We start from the raw sequence: 16,888 nt of genomic DNA, 5'->3' as shown, positions 1-16,888 counted from the left end.
TTGATACCTATAGGTATCAACCTAATTTTTCATCAATCATGAACAATAAAACAAAACAAACTAGCACAAAAGCTTTTGTACAATGTGGAATAGCTTTCTTTATGCTATTTTGGGTGATGATCACCTCATACATTCATCACCTGTATCACTAATCTCTTTCTCTAGTTAATAAATACGTTGTATCTATTAAAATATTTGTAAATTCATATGGTCCATATGCCAATAAAGCCATGGATTATTTTTACGAATAAATAAACTATATAACCTAACAAAGTATATAACATGAAACTAGGAGCATTTTCAATAAGTCTGAGCGTGAAAGATTTAAGAGTATCAAAAGAATTTTATGAGAATTTAGGATTCCAGGTATTTGCAGGGGATTTGGAAAAAAATTATTTAATAATGAAAAATGAAGACGCTCTTGTCGGGCTTTTTCAAGGGATGTTTGAAAATAATATTTTGACTTTCAATCCCGGATGGGATACCAATGCCAATACTCTTAAAAATTATGATGATGTAAGAGAAATTCAAAAACATCTTAAAAATAAAGGCTTAAAATTAGAGAGAGAAACTGATGAAACTTCAACCGGTCCCGGAAGTGTTGTGTTAATTGATCCCGACGGAAATACAATTCTTCTTGATCAGCATGTTTAAATCGTCAACTCAATTAAGATAATCATACGAAATGCTTAGCTGAAACGTAGTTTTGACAAGGTTTCGGACCTCAGATAATTAAAATTCTACCATATAGAAGATTAAATGGTAAAAGTATTCTGCGAATCTGTTTTTGTTTCATTAGCTTTATAAACAAATTGCACAAATCTATTTTCATGAAAAACTCTGATCTATCAGAAATCCCGGGTAAAACTTCATCATTTTTACCTTGGGGCGATTTATTATCCTTCTTTAAAGACTATCACAAGTTTAAACAGAAAAAAATAAAAAAGTACGGAGAGCTTTATAAGGTTAGAATTCTAAATAGGGTGATTTCTACACTTCATGACAAAGATGCTGCACGATATACGCTGGTAGAACACGATAAAGATTTTAATAGTAAAGAAGCCTGGGATCTGATTCTAAAAGATCTATTTCCGAATGGATTGATGCTAATGGACGGAGAAAAACATAAACACCATCGTTCTATCATAGCAGAAGCTTTTAAGAAACAACCTCTGGAAGGATATCTAGAGATGATGAAAAATATTGTTCCCGCACATATATCCACCTGGAATGACCCAAATCCAAAAATGTTTCCGTTACTAAAAGAATTTACGCTGGAAATTGCCTTGGAAGTATTTTTCGGAATTAATAAAAACCAACAGTTTACGAAAATTAATCAAGCAATCACGGATATCGTTGATGCGAGCTCTGCACTACCGATTAAACTTCCTTTTACTGCCTATGGAAAAGGAATCAAAGCTCGAAAATATTTGGTTACTTTTTTTAAAGAACTTTTACCGGAAAGAAAAAACAATCCAAAAAAAGATCTTTTTAGTATACTTGCAAATGCCAAAAATGAAGATGGTAACTCTTTAAATGATGAACAAATTGTTGATCATCTCATATTTATTTTAATGGCGGCTCACGACACTACGGCAAGTACTCAAACAAGTTTTTGTTATTTTCTTGCTAAATATCCGGATTGGCAAGAAAAATTAAGAACAGAAGCTCAAGAGTTTTATAAAGAACACGGTGATAATTTCACAGTAAAAGATTTAAGAAAATTAGAACAATTTGGGCTGGCACTTAAAGAAACCTTAAGACGTTATCCACCGCTGGTATCCATAGGAAGAGTAGCAACCAAAAATCTTGAATATAAAGGATACAATATTCCCGAAGGTACTCATGTTTCGGTTGACATTGATCAAAACCATCATAATCCCGAAGTATGGTCTTGTCCGGCAAGTTTTGATCCGGAGCGTTTTTCGAAAGAAAGAAGTGAACATACAAAATGCCCATATACCTATACTCCATTTGGTGCAGGTGCCCATTATTGTATAGGTTTTGCTTTTGCAGAAATGCAGATAAAATACGTAATCAGCAAATTATTACTCTCTCACGAATGGTCTGTAGATCCAGAATATAAAATGCCGGTAAAACCGGTGCCGTTGCAAGTGCCTGAGGATGGCTTGCCAGTGAGAATGAAAAAAATAAAACGATAGTTCATAAGCTCTAATCCTTTCCTTTATTTTTTGGTGTCTTTTTTCCTTTCTTTGCACATATGCCAACACAAGAACAAATTCTACATACTCTAAAAGAATATTTTGGTTACGATAGTTTTAGACCTTTACAAGAAGATATCGTTGACTCCGTATTCAATAGAAATGACAATATGGTTATTATGCCTACTGGTGGCGGAAAGTCAATTTGTTATCAATTACCCGCTTTGCTACTTCCTGGTATCACCTTAGTAATTTCTCCTTTAATTGCATTAATGAAGGATCAGGTAGATGGATTACGAGCCAATGGAGTACAAGCAGCTTTTGTAAATAGCAGTCAGAATGAAAAAGAACAACAGGAAATCTATCAACAAATTCTTGATAAAGATATTAAACTGCTTTACGTGGCTCCTGAGAGTTTAAGTTTTTTGGATGTGATGCTTTCTCAAATTGAAATAAGTTTGATTGCCATTGATGAAGCACATTGTATTTCGGCTTGGGGTCACGACTTCAGACCGGCATATACGCAACTTGGATACCTTAAAAACAGATTTCCGGACACACCGATTATTGCGTTAACAGCAACAGCAGATAAAGCTACACGACGAGATATATGTGAACAATTAAATATTCCAAATGCTAAGCAATTTTTAGCCTCATTTGATCGCAAAAACCTAAGTTTAGAAGTACGTCCCGGAAACAAAAGAATTGAACAAATTATAAATTTCCTAAAGGATAAACCCAATGATGCAGGTATTATCTATTGCTTAAGTCGAAAAACTACAGAAATGCTCGCAGAAAAATTGCAAGTACAAGGGTTCATAGCAGAAGCGTATCATGCAGGTATCAATCACGAAAAACGCGCTGAAGTACAAGAAGGTTTTATAAATGACAATGTACAGATCGTTTGTGCCACAATTGCATTTGGTATGGGAATCGACAAATCCAATGTGCGCTGGGTCATTCATTATAATTTACCAAAAAATATAGAAGGATATTATCAGGAAATTGGTCGTGCAGGTCGAGATGGATTACCCTCTTCTACTCTTCTCTTTCATAGTTATGCCGATGTTGTCCAATTACAGAAGTTTGCTACCACATCCGGCAATCAAGAAGTGCAAATGGCCAAGCTGGATAGAATGAAGCAATATGCAGACTCTCTTAGCTGTCGGAGAAAAATATTACTAAGCTATTTTGGAGAATTGATCGAAGAAGATTGTGGTAATTGTGATGTTTGTAAAAATCCACCAAGCTTTATCGATGGAACTATTATCGCACAAAAGGCACTATCCACTGTAGTTAGAATCAAAGAAGAAGAACCTATAGGAACCGTAATTGATGTGCTTAGAGGAGCACAAAATGCAGTGGTACTTGACAAAGGATACCAAAACCTGAAAACCTATGGAATTGCCAATGATATTTCCTGGAAAGATTGGCAACAATATATTATCCAGTTGATTAATCAGGGATATTTGGAAATAGCTTTTCATCTAAATAATAAGCTTAAACTTACCTCGCTTTCTAAAAAGGTACTTTTTGAAGGAGAAAAAGTAAGCCTTGCCAATCTCGCTGAATTTGACAAGCTGAAGGAAACTGCTGCCGAACAAGTAAAAAAAGTGACAGCGAATACTTTATTTGATAAGTTACGCGCATTGCGATTGGAACTAGCTAAAGAAGCGGGCATTCCTGCATATCAGATTTTTAATGATGCTTCCTTGAAGGAAATGGAAAAGTCCAGACCAATGAGTGATGATGAGTTTATGCAAATTAGCGGTGTAGGTAAGCTAAAAATGCAGAACTATGGATACCAATTCATTAAAGCGATTATTGATTTCTCTGCAGAAAAGACTAACAAGAAGAAAAAATCAAATAAAAACAAAGGAAATTCTTATAAAGAAACACTGAATTTATATAAGCAAGGTTTATCTATTGAAGAAATTGGACAAGAAAGAAAACTAGCACAATCCACGATCTTTTCTCATATCATGAAACTGTATAATGACGGTGAAGATATTGATCTGAAACAATTTGTAAGCAAAGAGGATATCAATTCGGTGAAAAAAGCAAAGGAAACGCTTAACAATCCAGATACCTTAAAACCTTATTTCGAACATTTTGAACAAGCTATGGATTATAATACCATAAAATTGGCGTTGGCTATTTTAAACCAAGAAAAAATCACTTAATCTAATCTATGCAATCACATATTATATTTGGAGCTGGATTGATTGGATGCTTTTTAGGAGGTAGGCTTACCTCTTTAGGGCGTGATACCAAATTAGTTTGTCGTCCCCTAATTCATAAAAAACTAAGTAACGGATTAAAGCTAACCGATTATTTAGATAATACTGTGTATGCAAAGAATCTTGATTTCTTAGCCCTTGAAGATTTAAATAAAAAAGACGAACATAAATTCTGTGATTTTTTATGGGTTACTGTAAAATGTACAGGAGTTGATCAAGCCAGTGAGGATATATATCCATTAGTTGGTCGGGATACAATTATCTTATGTTGCCAAAATGGATTGGGTTCGGATCAAGTTATGAAACAAAAGTATCCGCAGAATACGGTTCTAAGAGTTATGGTACCTTTTAACGTAGCCGAAATTAAACCCGGTCACCTGCATCGAGGATCCGAAGGAGCTTTGACTATAGAAGTAACTTACAAAACTGAAAATATAATAGAAAATCTGGTCAAACAGCTAAATACTTCACTAATGCCTGTTACCCAAACAAAGGAAATGAAAGAATTATTATGGGCAAAACTACAATTAAACCTGGGAAATAGCGTAAATGCATTGGCTAACATACCAGTAAAAGCAATGTTACAACAAAGAAACTATCGCTTGGTTATTGCTGCATTAATGAGAGAATTACTTTCTGTAACCAGAGCATTAGATATTCAACTACCAAAGGTGACAGCAGTACCGGGCAAATATTTACCTTTTGTGCTTAGTTTACCTGATTTTTTGTTTAATCTGGTGGCTAACAAAATGATGGCAATAGACCCTACGGTTAGAACATCTATGTGGTGGGATTTATCTCAAGGTAAAAAAACCGAAATCGATTATTTAAATGGTGCTATTGTAAACGTCGGAAAAGAAATGAATATAGCATGTCCCGCCAACAATAATATTATACGGCTAATAAAAACATTTGAAAATTCTGAAATTAAAAATCAAGGTATTCCTTCTTCTAAGCTGTTAGCAACTATTTCCAATAGTACGGATAAATAGCTTATACATACTTTCCAAAATACTTTTTATCACTATCTGAAACTAAATTATTATTTAGCGCCTTATATAATAGGTCTTTATGTTTACTTCTATCATAATGATATATTAGCATATATATCTCAGAAATAGATACTCCATCATCAGCCTCATCAATAAGTATAAATTCATCTCCTTTGTTAACAGTGCCTGATTCTAATACTCTAACATATACTCCAGGAAATAATGAATTTATAAACTGTTTCAGAATTTTTTGAGTACCAAATTTAGCTCCTAACTTATAACAGGGTTGTCTGGGTCTGGAAATCTGAACTGTAGCTTCTCCTAACCTATAAATAGCACCAATTTTAATATCTCTTTCATCAAATCCTTCTACAGTTAGATTTTCTCCAAACATTCCATAATTCCAATCTAAATCTGGATATTTTTCTTTCCAATATGGGTAATGCTCTGCAGCGTATAGATAACATGCTTTGTCAACACCACCATGAAATCTTCGATCTATAACAAAATCTCCTTTTACGTCCTCTGTATCAAGAAAGATAGGTTTGTTAACAGGATATTTATAGATCCCTGTCTTTACCTCTTTTCCTCTCCAGGAAATAGTTTGAGGTTCTCCAATATTAGTAGATACTACTTTCATAGTATTTCATTGTTAAGTGTTACTGAATTCAAAATCAATCCCGAGCCTGGAACAATATGTTCTAAAGTAATCTCTTCTGCATCCGGATCCAATGTTTGTTTAATGAAATCTATACCAATCTTGCCTTTTCCCAGATCCAATAATGCTCCCATCATCAATCGAATTTGATTTCTTTTGAATCCTTCTCCCTTAACCCTCAACATATAACTCTCCTCAGGAAAAAAACTGGCTGTATACAAAGTGTTTTTTACAATTTCGCATTGTATAATTTCTCCGTGCACTATTGTATTCTCATTGGGTCGATGGCAATACGATCTAAAGTTATGCTTTCCTTCAAACAATTTTGCAGCTTTCATCATCTGATCAATATCTAGCACTTCCATAACATTATACATAAATGGTGCACTAAAAGGGTGAAACTTTTTACCAAAAGCAAAAAGATATATATATTCTTTTATTTTAGGATGCTGTATGATATTAAATTGCTCATCTGTTTCTTGTATACTAATAGCTCTTATATCTTGTGGTAGATTTTGATTAAACAAATCAAAAAAAACTTTTAACTCTAGAGGTTTATGATCTACAAATAGTTCAATATATGCTTCATTAGCTGAAACCTTTGCATCAGTGCGACCGGCAGCCAATACTTTAAAATCTTTAGTATCCAATACATAGTTGGTAGTACGTTCTACCATACGTTGCAAGGTATTTACATTAGGTTGTTTTTGCCAACCATGATATCTAAAACCCAAATATTGAAGTTGAATAAGGTAGTAGAATCGTTTTCGAAACATATTAACTTTATTTATAAGTATTCGAATATAGATAAATTATGCATTTCATCGATTATAAGATGTTTTTTAATCAAGAAATTATATAAATCCAACTTTATAAATTATTATATTTGGGTAAATCTAATTAATAATTTAAAAAATCAACTTAGTTATGGTTAAAGCAAAATATCAAGACGTTTTAGATCTTGGACAAGAATTAAATATACAAAACGGTGATGTTTCTGAAGACAATGGAGTTCTTAAAGTAAAGGGAACTGCTAATACTCAATACGAAAAAAATCAACTTTGGGATAAAATAAAGGAAATTGGTGGTGAAGCTCCTTCTGATATAGAAGCGGATATAGATGTAGCAGATACTTCTGTATATCATAGACATACTGTAAAAAGTGGTGAATCTTTAAGTAAAATAGCAAAGCACTATTATAAAGATCCTATGAAGTATAAAGAAATTTTTGCTGCGAATACACATATTCTGAAGAATCCAGATGTTATTCATCCTGATCAGGAATTGATTATCCCTAATCTATAAGATACATTTAAAAACAAAACATACTTTTATATTCAGACCGCTTTTTGGCGGTCTTTTTTTGACCCTCATTTGTGTGTAACCCAATTCCACTTCATTCAACCATTATCATTTTCTCGGTAATTTAACATTGTCAATATGATAATATAAATTAAAAATATGATTCCAAGATTACAGAATTGACACTTTTATAGCTATTAATTTATTAAAATGTGTTTAATTATTAACTTATTATTGTTTTATTGTTAAATATTTCACATTTATATTAAAAATATTTTTACATTTGGCGCTGCTAACTCAATTTATTATTAATATGAAAACACGATTATCTTTGATCATGGGCTTATTCATGATAAGCCTTGGTTTCTCTCAAAATCCTTGGACGAGAACCAACACAAATCTTAAAAGTTCTAATGTAATCTCTACAAAAAAGGACTTACCTACAAACACTCTTTTTAACTTAGATGTAAATAGCATTCAAAAAATGTTAGCGGATTCTCCATTAAGAGGGAAATCTTCAACATCTTCCATTATTATTCCTTTGCCGAATGCAGATGGAACAATGGAGTCATATAGAGTCATGGAAGCACCGGTATTTAGTGATGAGCTTTCTGCAAAATACCCAGGTATTAAATCTTACGCAGGTCAAAGTATAGATAACCCTACTGCCAGAGTTCGATTTAGTGTTTCTCCCTTAGGATTGCAAAGTATGCGTTTAGGTGGCGATGCTGCAGTATTTATTGAGCCTATTTCTTTAGATGGTTCAATATATACCATCTATACCAGAGACCAAAAATCTGCTAGTATTGAGAAATTTGAATGTTTAGTTGATGGAAACACACCTAACTTAAGCAATGCTGCTTCATTTAACAATAAAAATGCAGATGATAGTACTTTAAGAACGTACCGTATTGCAGTTTCTACTAATGGAGAGTATACTCAGTTTCACGGAGGGACTAAAGCAGGAGCTTTGGCTGCTATTAACACCACAATGACTCGTGTTAACGGTATTTTTGAAAGTGATTTTGCTGTAACCATGGTTGTTATCGGAAACACTGATGATGTTATTTATACAAATCCAAGTACAGATCCATATACTGGAAGTTTCAATAGCCAACTTCAATCTACGCTTACAAGCGTAATAGGAGAAGCTAACTACGACATAGGACACTTATTTGCCAAAGCCGGTGATAATGGTAATGCAGGTTGTATTGGTTGTGTATGTGTAAATGGTAGTAAAGGAAGTGCATTTACTTCCAGAAGTACTCCTGTAGGAGATGCTTTTGATGTAGATTATGTAGCTCACGAAATTGGACATCAGTTTGGAGCAAATCACACATTCTCATTCAGAAATGAAGGTACTAACGCGCATTTTGAACCAGGTAGTGGAACAACGATCATGGGATATGCAGGAATTACCGGAGCTACTGATGTACAGCAGAATAGTGATCCATATTTTCACTTTTTCTCTATTGAACAGGTAACTAACTATGTGAAATCTACAAGTTGCCAAACAAACACAAATACAGGTAATTCAATTCCAACGGCTAATGCCGGATCAAACCACACCATACCAAGAGGAACTCCATTTGTTCTTGAAGGTCAGGCATCTGATGCTAATTCTGGTGATGTTCTAACATATTGCTGGGAACAAAGAGATGAAAACAATGCTGCTACTACATATCCAAGTGTTACAGGAACTTCTGGTGTAGCCTTTAGATCTTTTAACCCGACAACCTCTAATAAAAGATATTTTCCTAGATTATCTACTGTAAAGACTGGAGCTACTTCCTGGCAATGGGAAGCTGTTCCAAATGTAACCAGAACATTAAACTTTAGATTAACTGTTAGAGACAATAGAGCTGGTGGAGCTGGAAACAACAGTGACGATATGAGTGTTAGTGTTACTGCTAATGCAGGACCTTTTGTGGTAAATTCACCAAATACAAATGTAAGCTGGTCTGCAAATGCTATCGAAACTGTAACTTGGGATGTAGCAGGTACTACAGGAAACGGAATTAACGCTGCCAATGTAGATATCTTATTATCAACAGATGGTGGAGATACATATCCAATAGCATTAGCTACAGGAGTACCTAATGATGGTTCACATAACATTACTGTACCAAATGTTCAAGGTACTCAGAACAGAATTATGGTAAAAGGATCAGGAAATATTTTCTTTGATATTTCTAATACTAATTTTGAAATCTCTGGTGTTGTAACTCCAGATACTGAAGCTCCTTCTACTCCATCAAGCTTAACCGCTTCTAATACTACCACTAGTACTACAGATTTATCTTGGAATGCATCTACCGATAATGTAGCGGTAACAGGGTACGATGTTTATAGAGGAAATACAGTAGTTGCTACCATTGCAGGTACATCATATACCGCGACTGGATTATCTCCAGAAACTGCATACTCTTTTAGAGTAAAAGCTAAAGATGCTGCTGGAAATGAATCTAGTTTCAGTAATACGGTAAATGTAACTACAGAAGCAGGAACTCCTAATACAGGTTGTACCGGCGGTATTTCTTCATTTCCTTATAGTGAAGGTTTCGAAACCGGATTAGGCAGCTGGTCACAGGCTTCTGGTGATGATATCAACTGGACAAGAGATGCTAATGGAACTCCATCTCGTAATACTGGACCATCTAGCGCAACTGAAGGATCTTTCTATATGTACATCGAAGCATCGGGTAATGGAAATGGATATCCAAACAAAAGAGCTATTTTAAACTCTCCTTGTTTTGATTTAACCGGAACTTCTCAAGCTACTTTTACATTTCAATACCATATGTATGGAAGTAGTATGGGGACATTAACTTTAGAAGCCAGTAATGATAATGGAGCAACATGGACTTCTTTATGGTCTAAATCAGGTAACCAAGGAAATTCTTGGGAGTCAGCAAGTGTGGACTTAGCGTCGCTTACAGGTGCAGGAGTTCAACTTAGATTTAACGGTATTACAAGCTCCTCCTGGGCCGGTGATATGACAGTAGACGATATTAGTTTAACTACAGGAACTGTAACACCTCCTTCTTGTACTGATGTTACTTTATCAATTACATTAGATAATTATCCAGAAGAAACAAGCTGGCAAATTGTAAATAGCAGTAATCAAGTAGTTGCTTCTGGTGGAACTTATGGTTCTCAACCAGATGGATCAACCATTACCGTGACAGAATGCCTTAATGCAGGATCATATACTTTTACCATAAATGATTCTTATGGAGATGGTATCTGCTGCTCTTACGGAAATGGATCTTATGCTCTTACTGCAGGCAGTACTACCTTAGCTTCTGGTGGAGCATTTGGAGGATCTGAGTCAACAACATTTTCTGTTGGAGGTTCGGCAAGAGGACCTGAAGTAGAAAGTTTTACTACTACAGAAGCCATACAGATTGGTGCTTACCCGAACCCTGTTGGTTCGAATGGTATACTTAATATTGTTACTCCGAATGCAAAAACAGCTTACACATTATATGATCTTCAAGGAAGAAGAGTATCACAAGGAAATGTGACGAATAAAATAATTAATGTGAATGGTATTCAGACTGGATCATACATTCTTTCTTTAGATATAGCAGGAAAATTATCTAATCATGCAATTATCATAAAGTAGCGTATCGATTATAATTGATCAGATGATAGGATTACCACTATCTATTTGACAGAAGAATTTTTAAAACCATCAAAGCTATTAGTTTTGATGGTTTTTTAATACCTCTTCACGCCAAAAATAAAAATCTATATCATAAAAAAAATATAAAATTCCTGTGTTTATTTAAAAGTACTGGTCAAAAACAATAAAATGTGTAACTTTGCGGTTTTACCGTAATATCCCAAATCTATAATAATTATGAAATCGATTTTATTTTCATTCTTCTTAATATTATCAATATCTGGATATGGGCAATCTTTATCTAAAACCAGTATTATTTACGAGTCTAAAAAATCTGTCGTAATGAACAATGGCAAGGAGTATAAAATCCTTAAAGAAACTCCTTTATATGCTGTTGCGGATACGACCATTCCATTAAGGTATACATTTAAAGATAAAACTCTTATTCTTAATAGAGTACTACTAGTTACCGAAGATAACAAACAAAAGCAGCTTATAGAATGGGTAAAGGGAAAAATGACCTTCCACGAACTGAGAGAACCTAAATATTCAGAATAATATTTGAATTGACTGATATACCCTAATTAGCTTTTCCTTCAATAACGTTTTTAGCTATGTTAAGAATTTGACTAAATTGCTCGTTAAGAGTAAGGTTAGAATTATCGATAACTATAGCATCTTCAGCTTTCCGAAGAGGAGAATCTTTTCTTGTGCTATCTATATGATCTCTATCGACAACATTCTTTAGAACATCTTCATATGTAACTTTTTCTCCTCTGTCAATAAGTTCTTTATATCTACGTTCTGCTCTATCTTTTGCAGTTGCTGTCATAAATAACTTTAGTTCTGCTTCAGGAAAAACAACCGTGCCAATATCACGCCCATCCATTACGATCCCTTTATCTTTGCCCATGAGTTGCTGTTGTTCTACTAGTTTTTTACGAACCAACGACACAGCTGCAATTTGACTTACAAAATTAGACACGTCCAGTTTTCGTATTGTTTTTTCAACATTCTCATTATTTAAAAACACTTCGGCTAATCCTGTTTTAGAATTGACTTCGAACTTGATATTAATAAAAGGTAGAAAACGTTCTAATGCTTCTCTATTAAAATGATGTTTATCAATATAACATTTTCGCATTGCATATAATGTGACAGCACGATACATAGCACCAGTATCTACATAGATGTAACCAAGTTCTTTAGCTAATTGTCTTGCTACTGTACTTTTTCCTGTAGAAGAATGACCGTCTATTGCTATGATAATTTTTTTATTCACTACTGAAGATTTACGTTTACACCAAAAGTACTCGAAGAAGCAGCAGAATTGTAACGTGCGTAGGAATAAGCAAATCTAAATTTGCCGAGCTTAAGAGAAAAACCACCACTAAGTCCTGCAAAAGATCGTTGATCTACTATTCTCAATTCTTCTGATCTTCTGAAATTGTACCCTAAACGAATATTAAATCCGCTTTCAGGAAAAAACTCTAGTCCAACTACTACATGACGTAATGCGTTATTAAAAAAACTAGGGTCATCGGCTTCTACGTTTCCTTCAAGATCTGTAATATCTCGTGCAGGATTCCGAAATGCCACATCCCAAACCTGTAAATTCTCTAATGTAAAGTTCCATCGGATAGGTACATTCTTCAGTGTTTGTGCAAAACCCATATCTACAGATAACGGTAAATCTTCTCTGGTATCCTCATAGGTTGTAAATTGCGTACCAAGATTACGTACCGCAAGACCAAAATCAAACTTTGACTCTGGATTATGATAAATTACTCCAAGATCTAATGCGCCACCTAATGACGTATATTGTTCCAACTTTGAAGAAATAAATTTTCCGCTTGCTCCTACGTGAAAATTTGAATTAGGAATTGCATATCCATACCCAACAGATATAGCAACCTCACCTGCTCCAAAATCACCAGTTTCATTACCAAATTCATCAAATCCATCAAACTTGCCATAGTTGATATACGTAATTCCAGCATGAAATACTCGCCTCTTTTCTCCAAATGCTTTGGCATATGATACAGAACCGTAATTGACATCTGCAATGTAATTCACGTAATTTACAGCCAATTGATTATCCATTTCAATATTTATTGCAGCTGGATTAAGCATTGCGGATGTTGGATCCATATTATACCCAGTCACATACTTACCGCCAAGTGCAGCTTGTCTTGGTGAAGAAACCAAATTTAAGAATTGGTAAGTATATCTTCCTCCTATTTGTGAATAGGTAAAAGTGGTAAAAAGGATTATTACCAAAAAAATGTATTTACGCATCATTAGCAGCAAAAATAAAAGAAACTATCTGGAAAACGATAGTTAGCGCCAAAAATTTTATAGGATATAAAATAAAACCTCCAAGACTCTCCATGATAATGTTTTAAAAGGTCATTCTATGTCATTTTTTGCTAATATTCGGAATCAATATCAACAAAAAAGGGAACAAAATAAATAACAAACAAATAATAATTAATTGATAATCAAATGCTTGAATAAAATATCACAATATTAAACGTTTATTAGAGTTATTATGAATTAGCAACCATAAAGAATAATTACCCACAAATCAATACTAACTTAACTAAACAATTATGGGCTTTTTTGACTTTCTAAACAATAAAATTGCGGTAGATTTAGGTACTACCAACACCCTAATTACTCATAAAGGTAAAATAGCAATCGATGCACCTTCTATTATAGCAGTCAATAGAATAAGTGGAAAAATAATAGCAGTAGGAAGAGAAGCCAGCTCAATGCGTGGCAAAATCCATAAGAATATTAAAACCTTTTACCCTTTACGGAACGGTGTTATTGCGAATTTTGATTTATCAGAAAAAATGCTGAAAATTCTTATCAAAAAACTTTCTGACTTAAGTAATGCTCTATTTATAAAATCCTTCAAAATGATTATTGCAATTCCTTGCGGAATTACCAAAGTTGAAATGCGTGCTGTCAGAGATTCTGCTAGACGTCTTAATGCAAAACAAGTATACTTAATTTCTGAACCTATGGCAGCAGCTATAGGAGCTGGCATTGATGTATTACAACCTAAAGGTCATATGGTTATTGACATTGGTGGTGGTACTACAGAAATTGCTGTTATTACTCTTGGCGGAATTATTTCGGGACAATCTGTGAAAATTGCAGGAAATGTTTTTAACGATGATATTATTCAGTATATAAGAGAGAATCACAACTTACATATTGGAGAAAGTACAGCTGAAGAGATTAAAATTAAGATTGGTTCGGCATTAAACACTTTAACATCTCCACCCAAAAAACTCCCTGTACAAGGTAGAGATATGTTAACCGGTAAGCCAAAACAGGTATATATAACCTATAAAGAAATAGCCAAAAGTCTGGACAAATCAATCACACAAATTGAAAATGCGGTACTGGATACCTTATCTGATATTCCTCCTGAAATTTCTGCAGATATTTATAACACCGGTATTTTTTTAACAGGAGGCGGATCTATGCTTCGAGGCCTCGATAAGCGATTCTCAGAAACTACAGAATTACCGGTTTACAAAGGAGAAAACCCTCTGGAAGTTGTAGTAAAAGGAAGTGATATGGTTTTGAAAAATCTGGATAGATATACGAATGTTTTGATTAAAAATGTTTAAATCCGGGTCATATTTTGAGATATAATAAACAGCTTAGTTTTCCTAATTTTAGAGTCGTATTATAAAAATTAAATAAAAATAATCTAGCGAAATAGCATCATCTGCAGTTGTTCAAAAGTATAATAGATTTCATAACGTATATTTATAGTTCAACCTATTCCTTTAATCAATATTACCTGATACAAAAAGAGCGGCCATTTTGTGACCACTCCTTCTAACTTATTATATACGTAAGACACTAAATCGAATTAATTAATACAGTACATCCAATGCAATTTTGTCATTATTATTAAACCTATCTGCTGGACCACACGCCTGCATTAAGGAAGTAGCATCAGATGTAGTTGGTGTACCGGCAATATGAATTGCTCCTACTCCTGCACTACCTTCATTGACATTCTGACCACAGCTTTCTCTGGTCATATAATCAGTATGCCTAAACCCAATACAATGTCCAACCTCGTGAGCCATCGTTCCTGTAACCTCTGCTAAAGAAGGATTTAGTAACTCAAACCACCTACTGTTAATACCAAAGCCTTTTGCAGGATCACCTTTACGTGTTGGAAATCCAGCGGCTCTACCAAGTGTTATAAATCCTCCTGATTCTAATTCGTAAAATTCTGTTACTTCAATATTGGCTTTTCGCTTTCCTTTTAATCCAAAAGCCACTCGTTGAAAAGTTAACTGAAGATTCTCCTGATTATACATGTTAATCATTCCATCTAACGCATCAGAACCTAAACTACCCAATGCAGGATCAACACTCACGGTGATTACTCTAGGAAGCTTTTTTACCAGATTTGTGGTGCGATATTGTTTTGTAACTGGTCCAACAATCTCCTGGTTTAATTCATCAATTTGCTCAAAAGTAAAAAACATGTCCTCCACTGCAACACCGCGTTCGCCCATAAAGGTTGTGATACGTGCATTGTGAGTAACAAAATGTGCATTTTCTAGTTTGGCAATAAGATCTTTAGAAACTTCTTCTTGATTAACCCCTTCGTTTTCAGACGAATCACAGGATATCATCAAAATTACAGATAATGTGAGTAAAAATAAAATGCCTTGTTTTTTCATAAGTTGAGAGTTTTAATTATTAAATATTTAACTATTTAGTGAATATAGTTATATTTTTAACAAAAGGGAAATCACCCTATCAAGAATCGATTAAACACAAATAAATTCTATCAAATACAATTTATCACTCATTTAACCATTATTATGATTTCTATAGTGCAGATTACCTTTCGAATTATAAAAAACTAAAAATATACATATTTATAAAATTAAATATGTATATTTGACCCGTGAAAAAAGAAGAAATATTAGAAATTAAAAAAGCCTTGGCTAATTCTACAAGGTTGGATATTCTAAAGTGGTTAAAAGATCCGGAATCTAATTTTCCGCCACATGCGGAGCTAGGACATTTTGATTTTGGAGTCTGTGGTCAATTGATTCAGGATAAGTCAGGCTTATCACAGCCCACTATTTCTCATTATTTAGCCACTATGCACAAAGCAGGATTGGTTACACCAACCAGACATGGAAAATGGACATATTTTAAAAGAAATGAAAAGATTATACAGGAATATATTACTGAAATAACAGATAATCTATAAAAAATTTATAGATACATATTTATAAAATTAAATATATAATTATGAAGATATTAGTTATAGGAGCCACCGGAACTATAGGGAAAGAAATTTACAATGCTCTTAAAAAGAATCATGAAGTATACCGAGCACATAGAAACAGTGACACCTATCCTGTTGATATTACAAATAAGAACTCAATTAAATCACTTTTCGAGAAACTACCTAAATTAGATGCTGTAATTAATGCTGCTGGCACTGCTTCATGGAAATCACTTTCTGATCTCAAAGAAGAAGATTATTACCTAGGAATTAAAAGTAAATTAATGGGGCAAGTAAATCTTGTTCATATAGCCAAAGATTATCTAAAAGAAAATGGTTCTATAACACTAACCACAGGTATTCTTGCTGAACATTATGAACCGAACGCTGTAGCACTTTCCCTGGTTAATGGCGCCATTCATAGTTTTGTTCATGCTGCTTCAAATGAATTAAATCGAGGTATTCGACTTAATACTGTCGCTCCTGGAGCAATAGCAGGTGATTTTCCTAAAGATCAAAAATTCGCAGGGTATTTACCTGTAGAAATTGAAGATGTTGTAAAAATATATGAGCACATATTAACTACTAAAAATACAGGTCAAATTTTAAAAATTTATTAAAC

The 16,888-nt window shown here is 33.9% G+C and carries 15 protein-coding genes; 10 read left to right on the top strand and 5 right to left on the bottom strand.

Annotated elements, in window-relative coordinates:
- Window positions 1-282 precede the first annotated feature (282 nt).
- The 4 genes from ACFSR1_RS05910 to ACFSR1_RS05895 all read left to right on the top strand — a co-directional run bounded on the left by ACFSR1_RS05910 (window position 283) and on the right by ACFSR1_RS05895 (window position 5,394).
- A complete protein-coding gene (locus ACFSR1_RS05910; protein ID WP_378290584.1) occupies window positions 283-654 on the top strand; it encodes a VOC family protein in 372 nt (123 codons plus the stop codon).
- A gap of 176 nt (window positions 655-830) precedes the next feature.
- Window positions 831-2,162, top strand: coding sequence for a cytochrome P450 (locus tag ACFSR1_RS05905; protein ID WP_378290582.1), 1,332 nt, complete (start codon window positions 831-833; stop codon window positions 2,160-2,162).
- A 59-nt stretch (window positions 2,163-2,221) separates the two neighbouring features.
- Window positions 2,222-4,345, top strand: a complete 2,124-nt coding sequence (recQ, locus tag ACFSR1_RS05900) for a DNA helicase RecQ (RefSeq protein ID WP_378290580.1) — start codon at window positions 2,222-2,224, stop codon at window positions 4,343-4,345.
- 8 nt (window positions 4,346-4,353) lie between these two features.
- Window positions 4,354-5,394, top strand: a complete 1,041-nt coding sequence (locus ACFSR1_RS05895) for a 2-dehydropantoate 2-reductase (RefSeq protein ID WP_378290578.1) — start codon at window positions 4,354-4,356, stop codon at window positions 5,392-5,394.
- A 1-nt stretch (window position 5,395) separates the two neighbouring features.
- Here the strand turns inward: ACFSR1_RS05895 and ACFSR1_RS05890 are convergent, their stop codons facing one another.
- Window positions 5,396-6,034, bottom strand: coding sequence for an MOSC domain-containing protein (locus ACFSR1_RS05890; RefSeq protein WP_378290576.1), 639 nt, complete (start codon window positions 6,032-6,034; stop codon window positions 5,396-5,398).
- A complete protein-coding gene (locus ACFSR1_RS05885) occupies window positions 6,031-6,828 on the bottom strand; it encodes a tRNA pseudouridine(38-40) synthase TruA (protein ID WP_378290574.1) in 798 nt (265 codons plus the stop codon). Before ACFSR1_RS05885 ends, ACFSR1_RS05890 begins: the two co-directional genes overlap by 4 nt.
- A 151-nt stretch (window positions 6,829-6,979) precedes the next feature.
- Between ACFSR1_RS05885 and ACFSR1_RS05880 the strand changes: the two genes are divergently transcribed.
- The 3 genes from ACFSR1_RS05880 to ACFSR1_RS05870 all read left to right on the top strand — a co-directional run bounded on the left by ACFSR1_RS05880 (window position 6,980) and on the right by ACFSR1_RS05870 (window position 11,540).
- A complete protein-coding gene (locus tag ACFSR1_RS05880) occupies window positions 6,980-7,357 on the top strand; it encodes a LysM peptidoglycan-binding domain-containing protein (protein WP_378290572.1) in 378 nt (125 codons plus the stop codon).
- A gap of 310 nt (window positions 7,358-7,667) precedes the next feature.
- Window positions 7,668-10,982: a reprolysin-like metallopeptidase gene (locus tag ACFSR1_RS05875; protein ID WP_378290570.1), complete on the top strand. Its 3,315-nt coding sequence runs from the start codon at window positions 7,668-7,670 to the stop codon at window positions 10,980-10,982.
- 237 nt (window positions 10,983-11,219) lie between these two features.
- Entirely contained in the window at window positions 11,220-11,540 is a 321-nt protein-coding gene (locus ACFSR1_RS05870; RefSeq protein ID WP_378290568.1) for a hypothetical protein, read from the top strand.
- 22 nt (window positions 11,541-11,562) lie between these two features.
- On the opposite strand, the gene cmk is transcribed toward ACFSR1_RS05870, so the two are convergent.
- Together cmk and porQ are read right to left on the bottom strand one after the other, a co-directional pair.
- Complete coding sequence (cmk, locus tag ACFSR1_RS05865; protein WP_378290566.1) at window positions 11,563-12,264, bottom strand: (d)CMP kinase; 702 nt, start codon at window positions 12,262-12,264, stop codon at window positions 11,563-11,565.
- Window positions 12,264-13,280, bottom strand: a complete 1,017-nt coding sequence (porQ, locus tag ACFSR1_RS05860; protein ID WP_378290564.1) for a type IX secretion system protein PorQ — start codon at window positions 13,278-13,280, stop codon at window positions 12,264-12,266. The genes cmk and porQ overlap by 1 nt, the downstream gene beginning before the upstream one ends.
- Window positions 13,281-13,594: 314 nt before the next feature.
- Between porQ and mreB the strand changes: the two genes are divergently transcribed.
- A complete protein-coding gene (gene mreB, locus ACFSR1_RS05855; RefSeq protein WP_378290562.1) occupies window positions 13,595-14,629 on the top strand; it encodes a rod shape-determining protein in 1,035 nt (344 codons plus the stop codon).
- Between the two features lie 252 nt (window positions 14,630-14,881).
- Here mreB and ACFSR1_RS05850 read toward each other — a convergent pair whose 3' ends face one another.
- Window positions 14,882-15,706, bottom strand: a complete 825-nt coding sequence (locus tag ACFSR1_RS05850) for a M57 family metalloprotease (protein WP_378290560.1) — start codon at window positions 15,704-15,706, stop codon at window positions 14,882-14,884.
- 230 nt (window positions 15,707-15,936) lie between these two features.
- Here ACFSR1_RS05850 and ACFSR1_RS05845 point away from each other — a divergent pair, with 230 nt between their 5' ends.
- Together ACFSR1_RS05845 and ACFSR1_RS05840 are read left to right on the top strand one after the other, a co-directional pair.
- Window positions 15,937-16,248, top strand: a complete 312-nt coding sequence (locus ACFSR1_RS05845; RefSeq protein ID WP_378290558.1) for an ArsR/SmtB family transcription factor — start codon at window positions 15,937-15,939, stop codon at window positions 16,246-16,248.
- Between the two features lie 41 nt (window positions 16,249-16,289).
- Window positions 16,290-16,886 (top strand): short chain dehydrogenase, encoded by a 597-nt coding sequence (locus ACFSR1_RS05840; RefSeq protein ID WP_378290556.1) that lies wholly within the window; start codon window positions 16,290-16,292, stop codon window positions 16,884-16,886.
- The last annotated feature ends 2 nt before the right edge of the window (window positions 16,887-16,888 follow it).

The organism is Aquimarina rubra (assembly GCF_042684305.1).
GTDB lineage: Bacteria > Bacteroidota > Bacteroidia > Flavobacteriales > Flavobacteriaceae > Aquimarina > Aquimarina rubra.
Note: the sequence above shows the minus strand (reverse complement) of the source record. Positions and strands in the feature narration are given on the sequence as shown.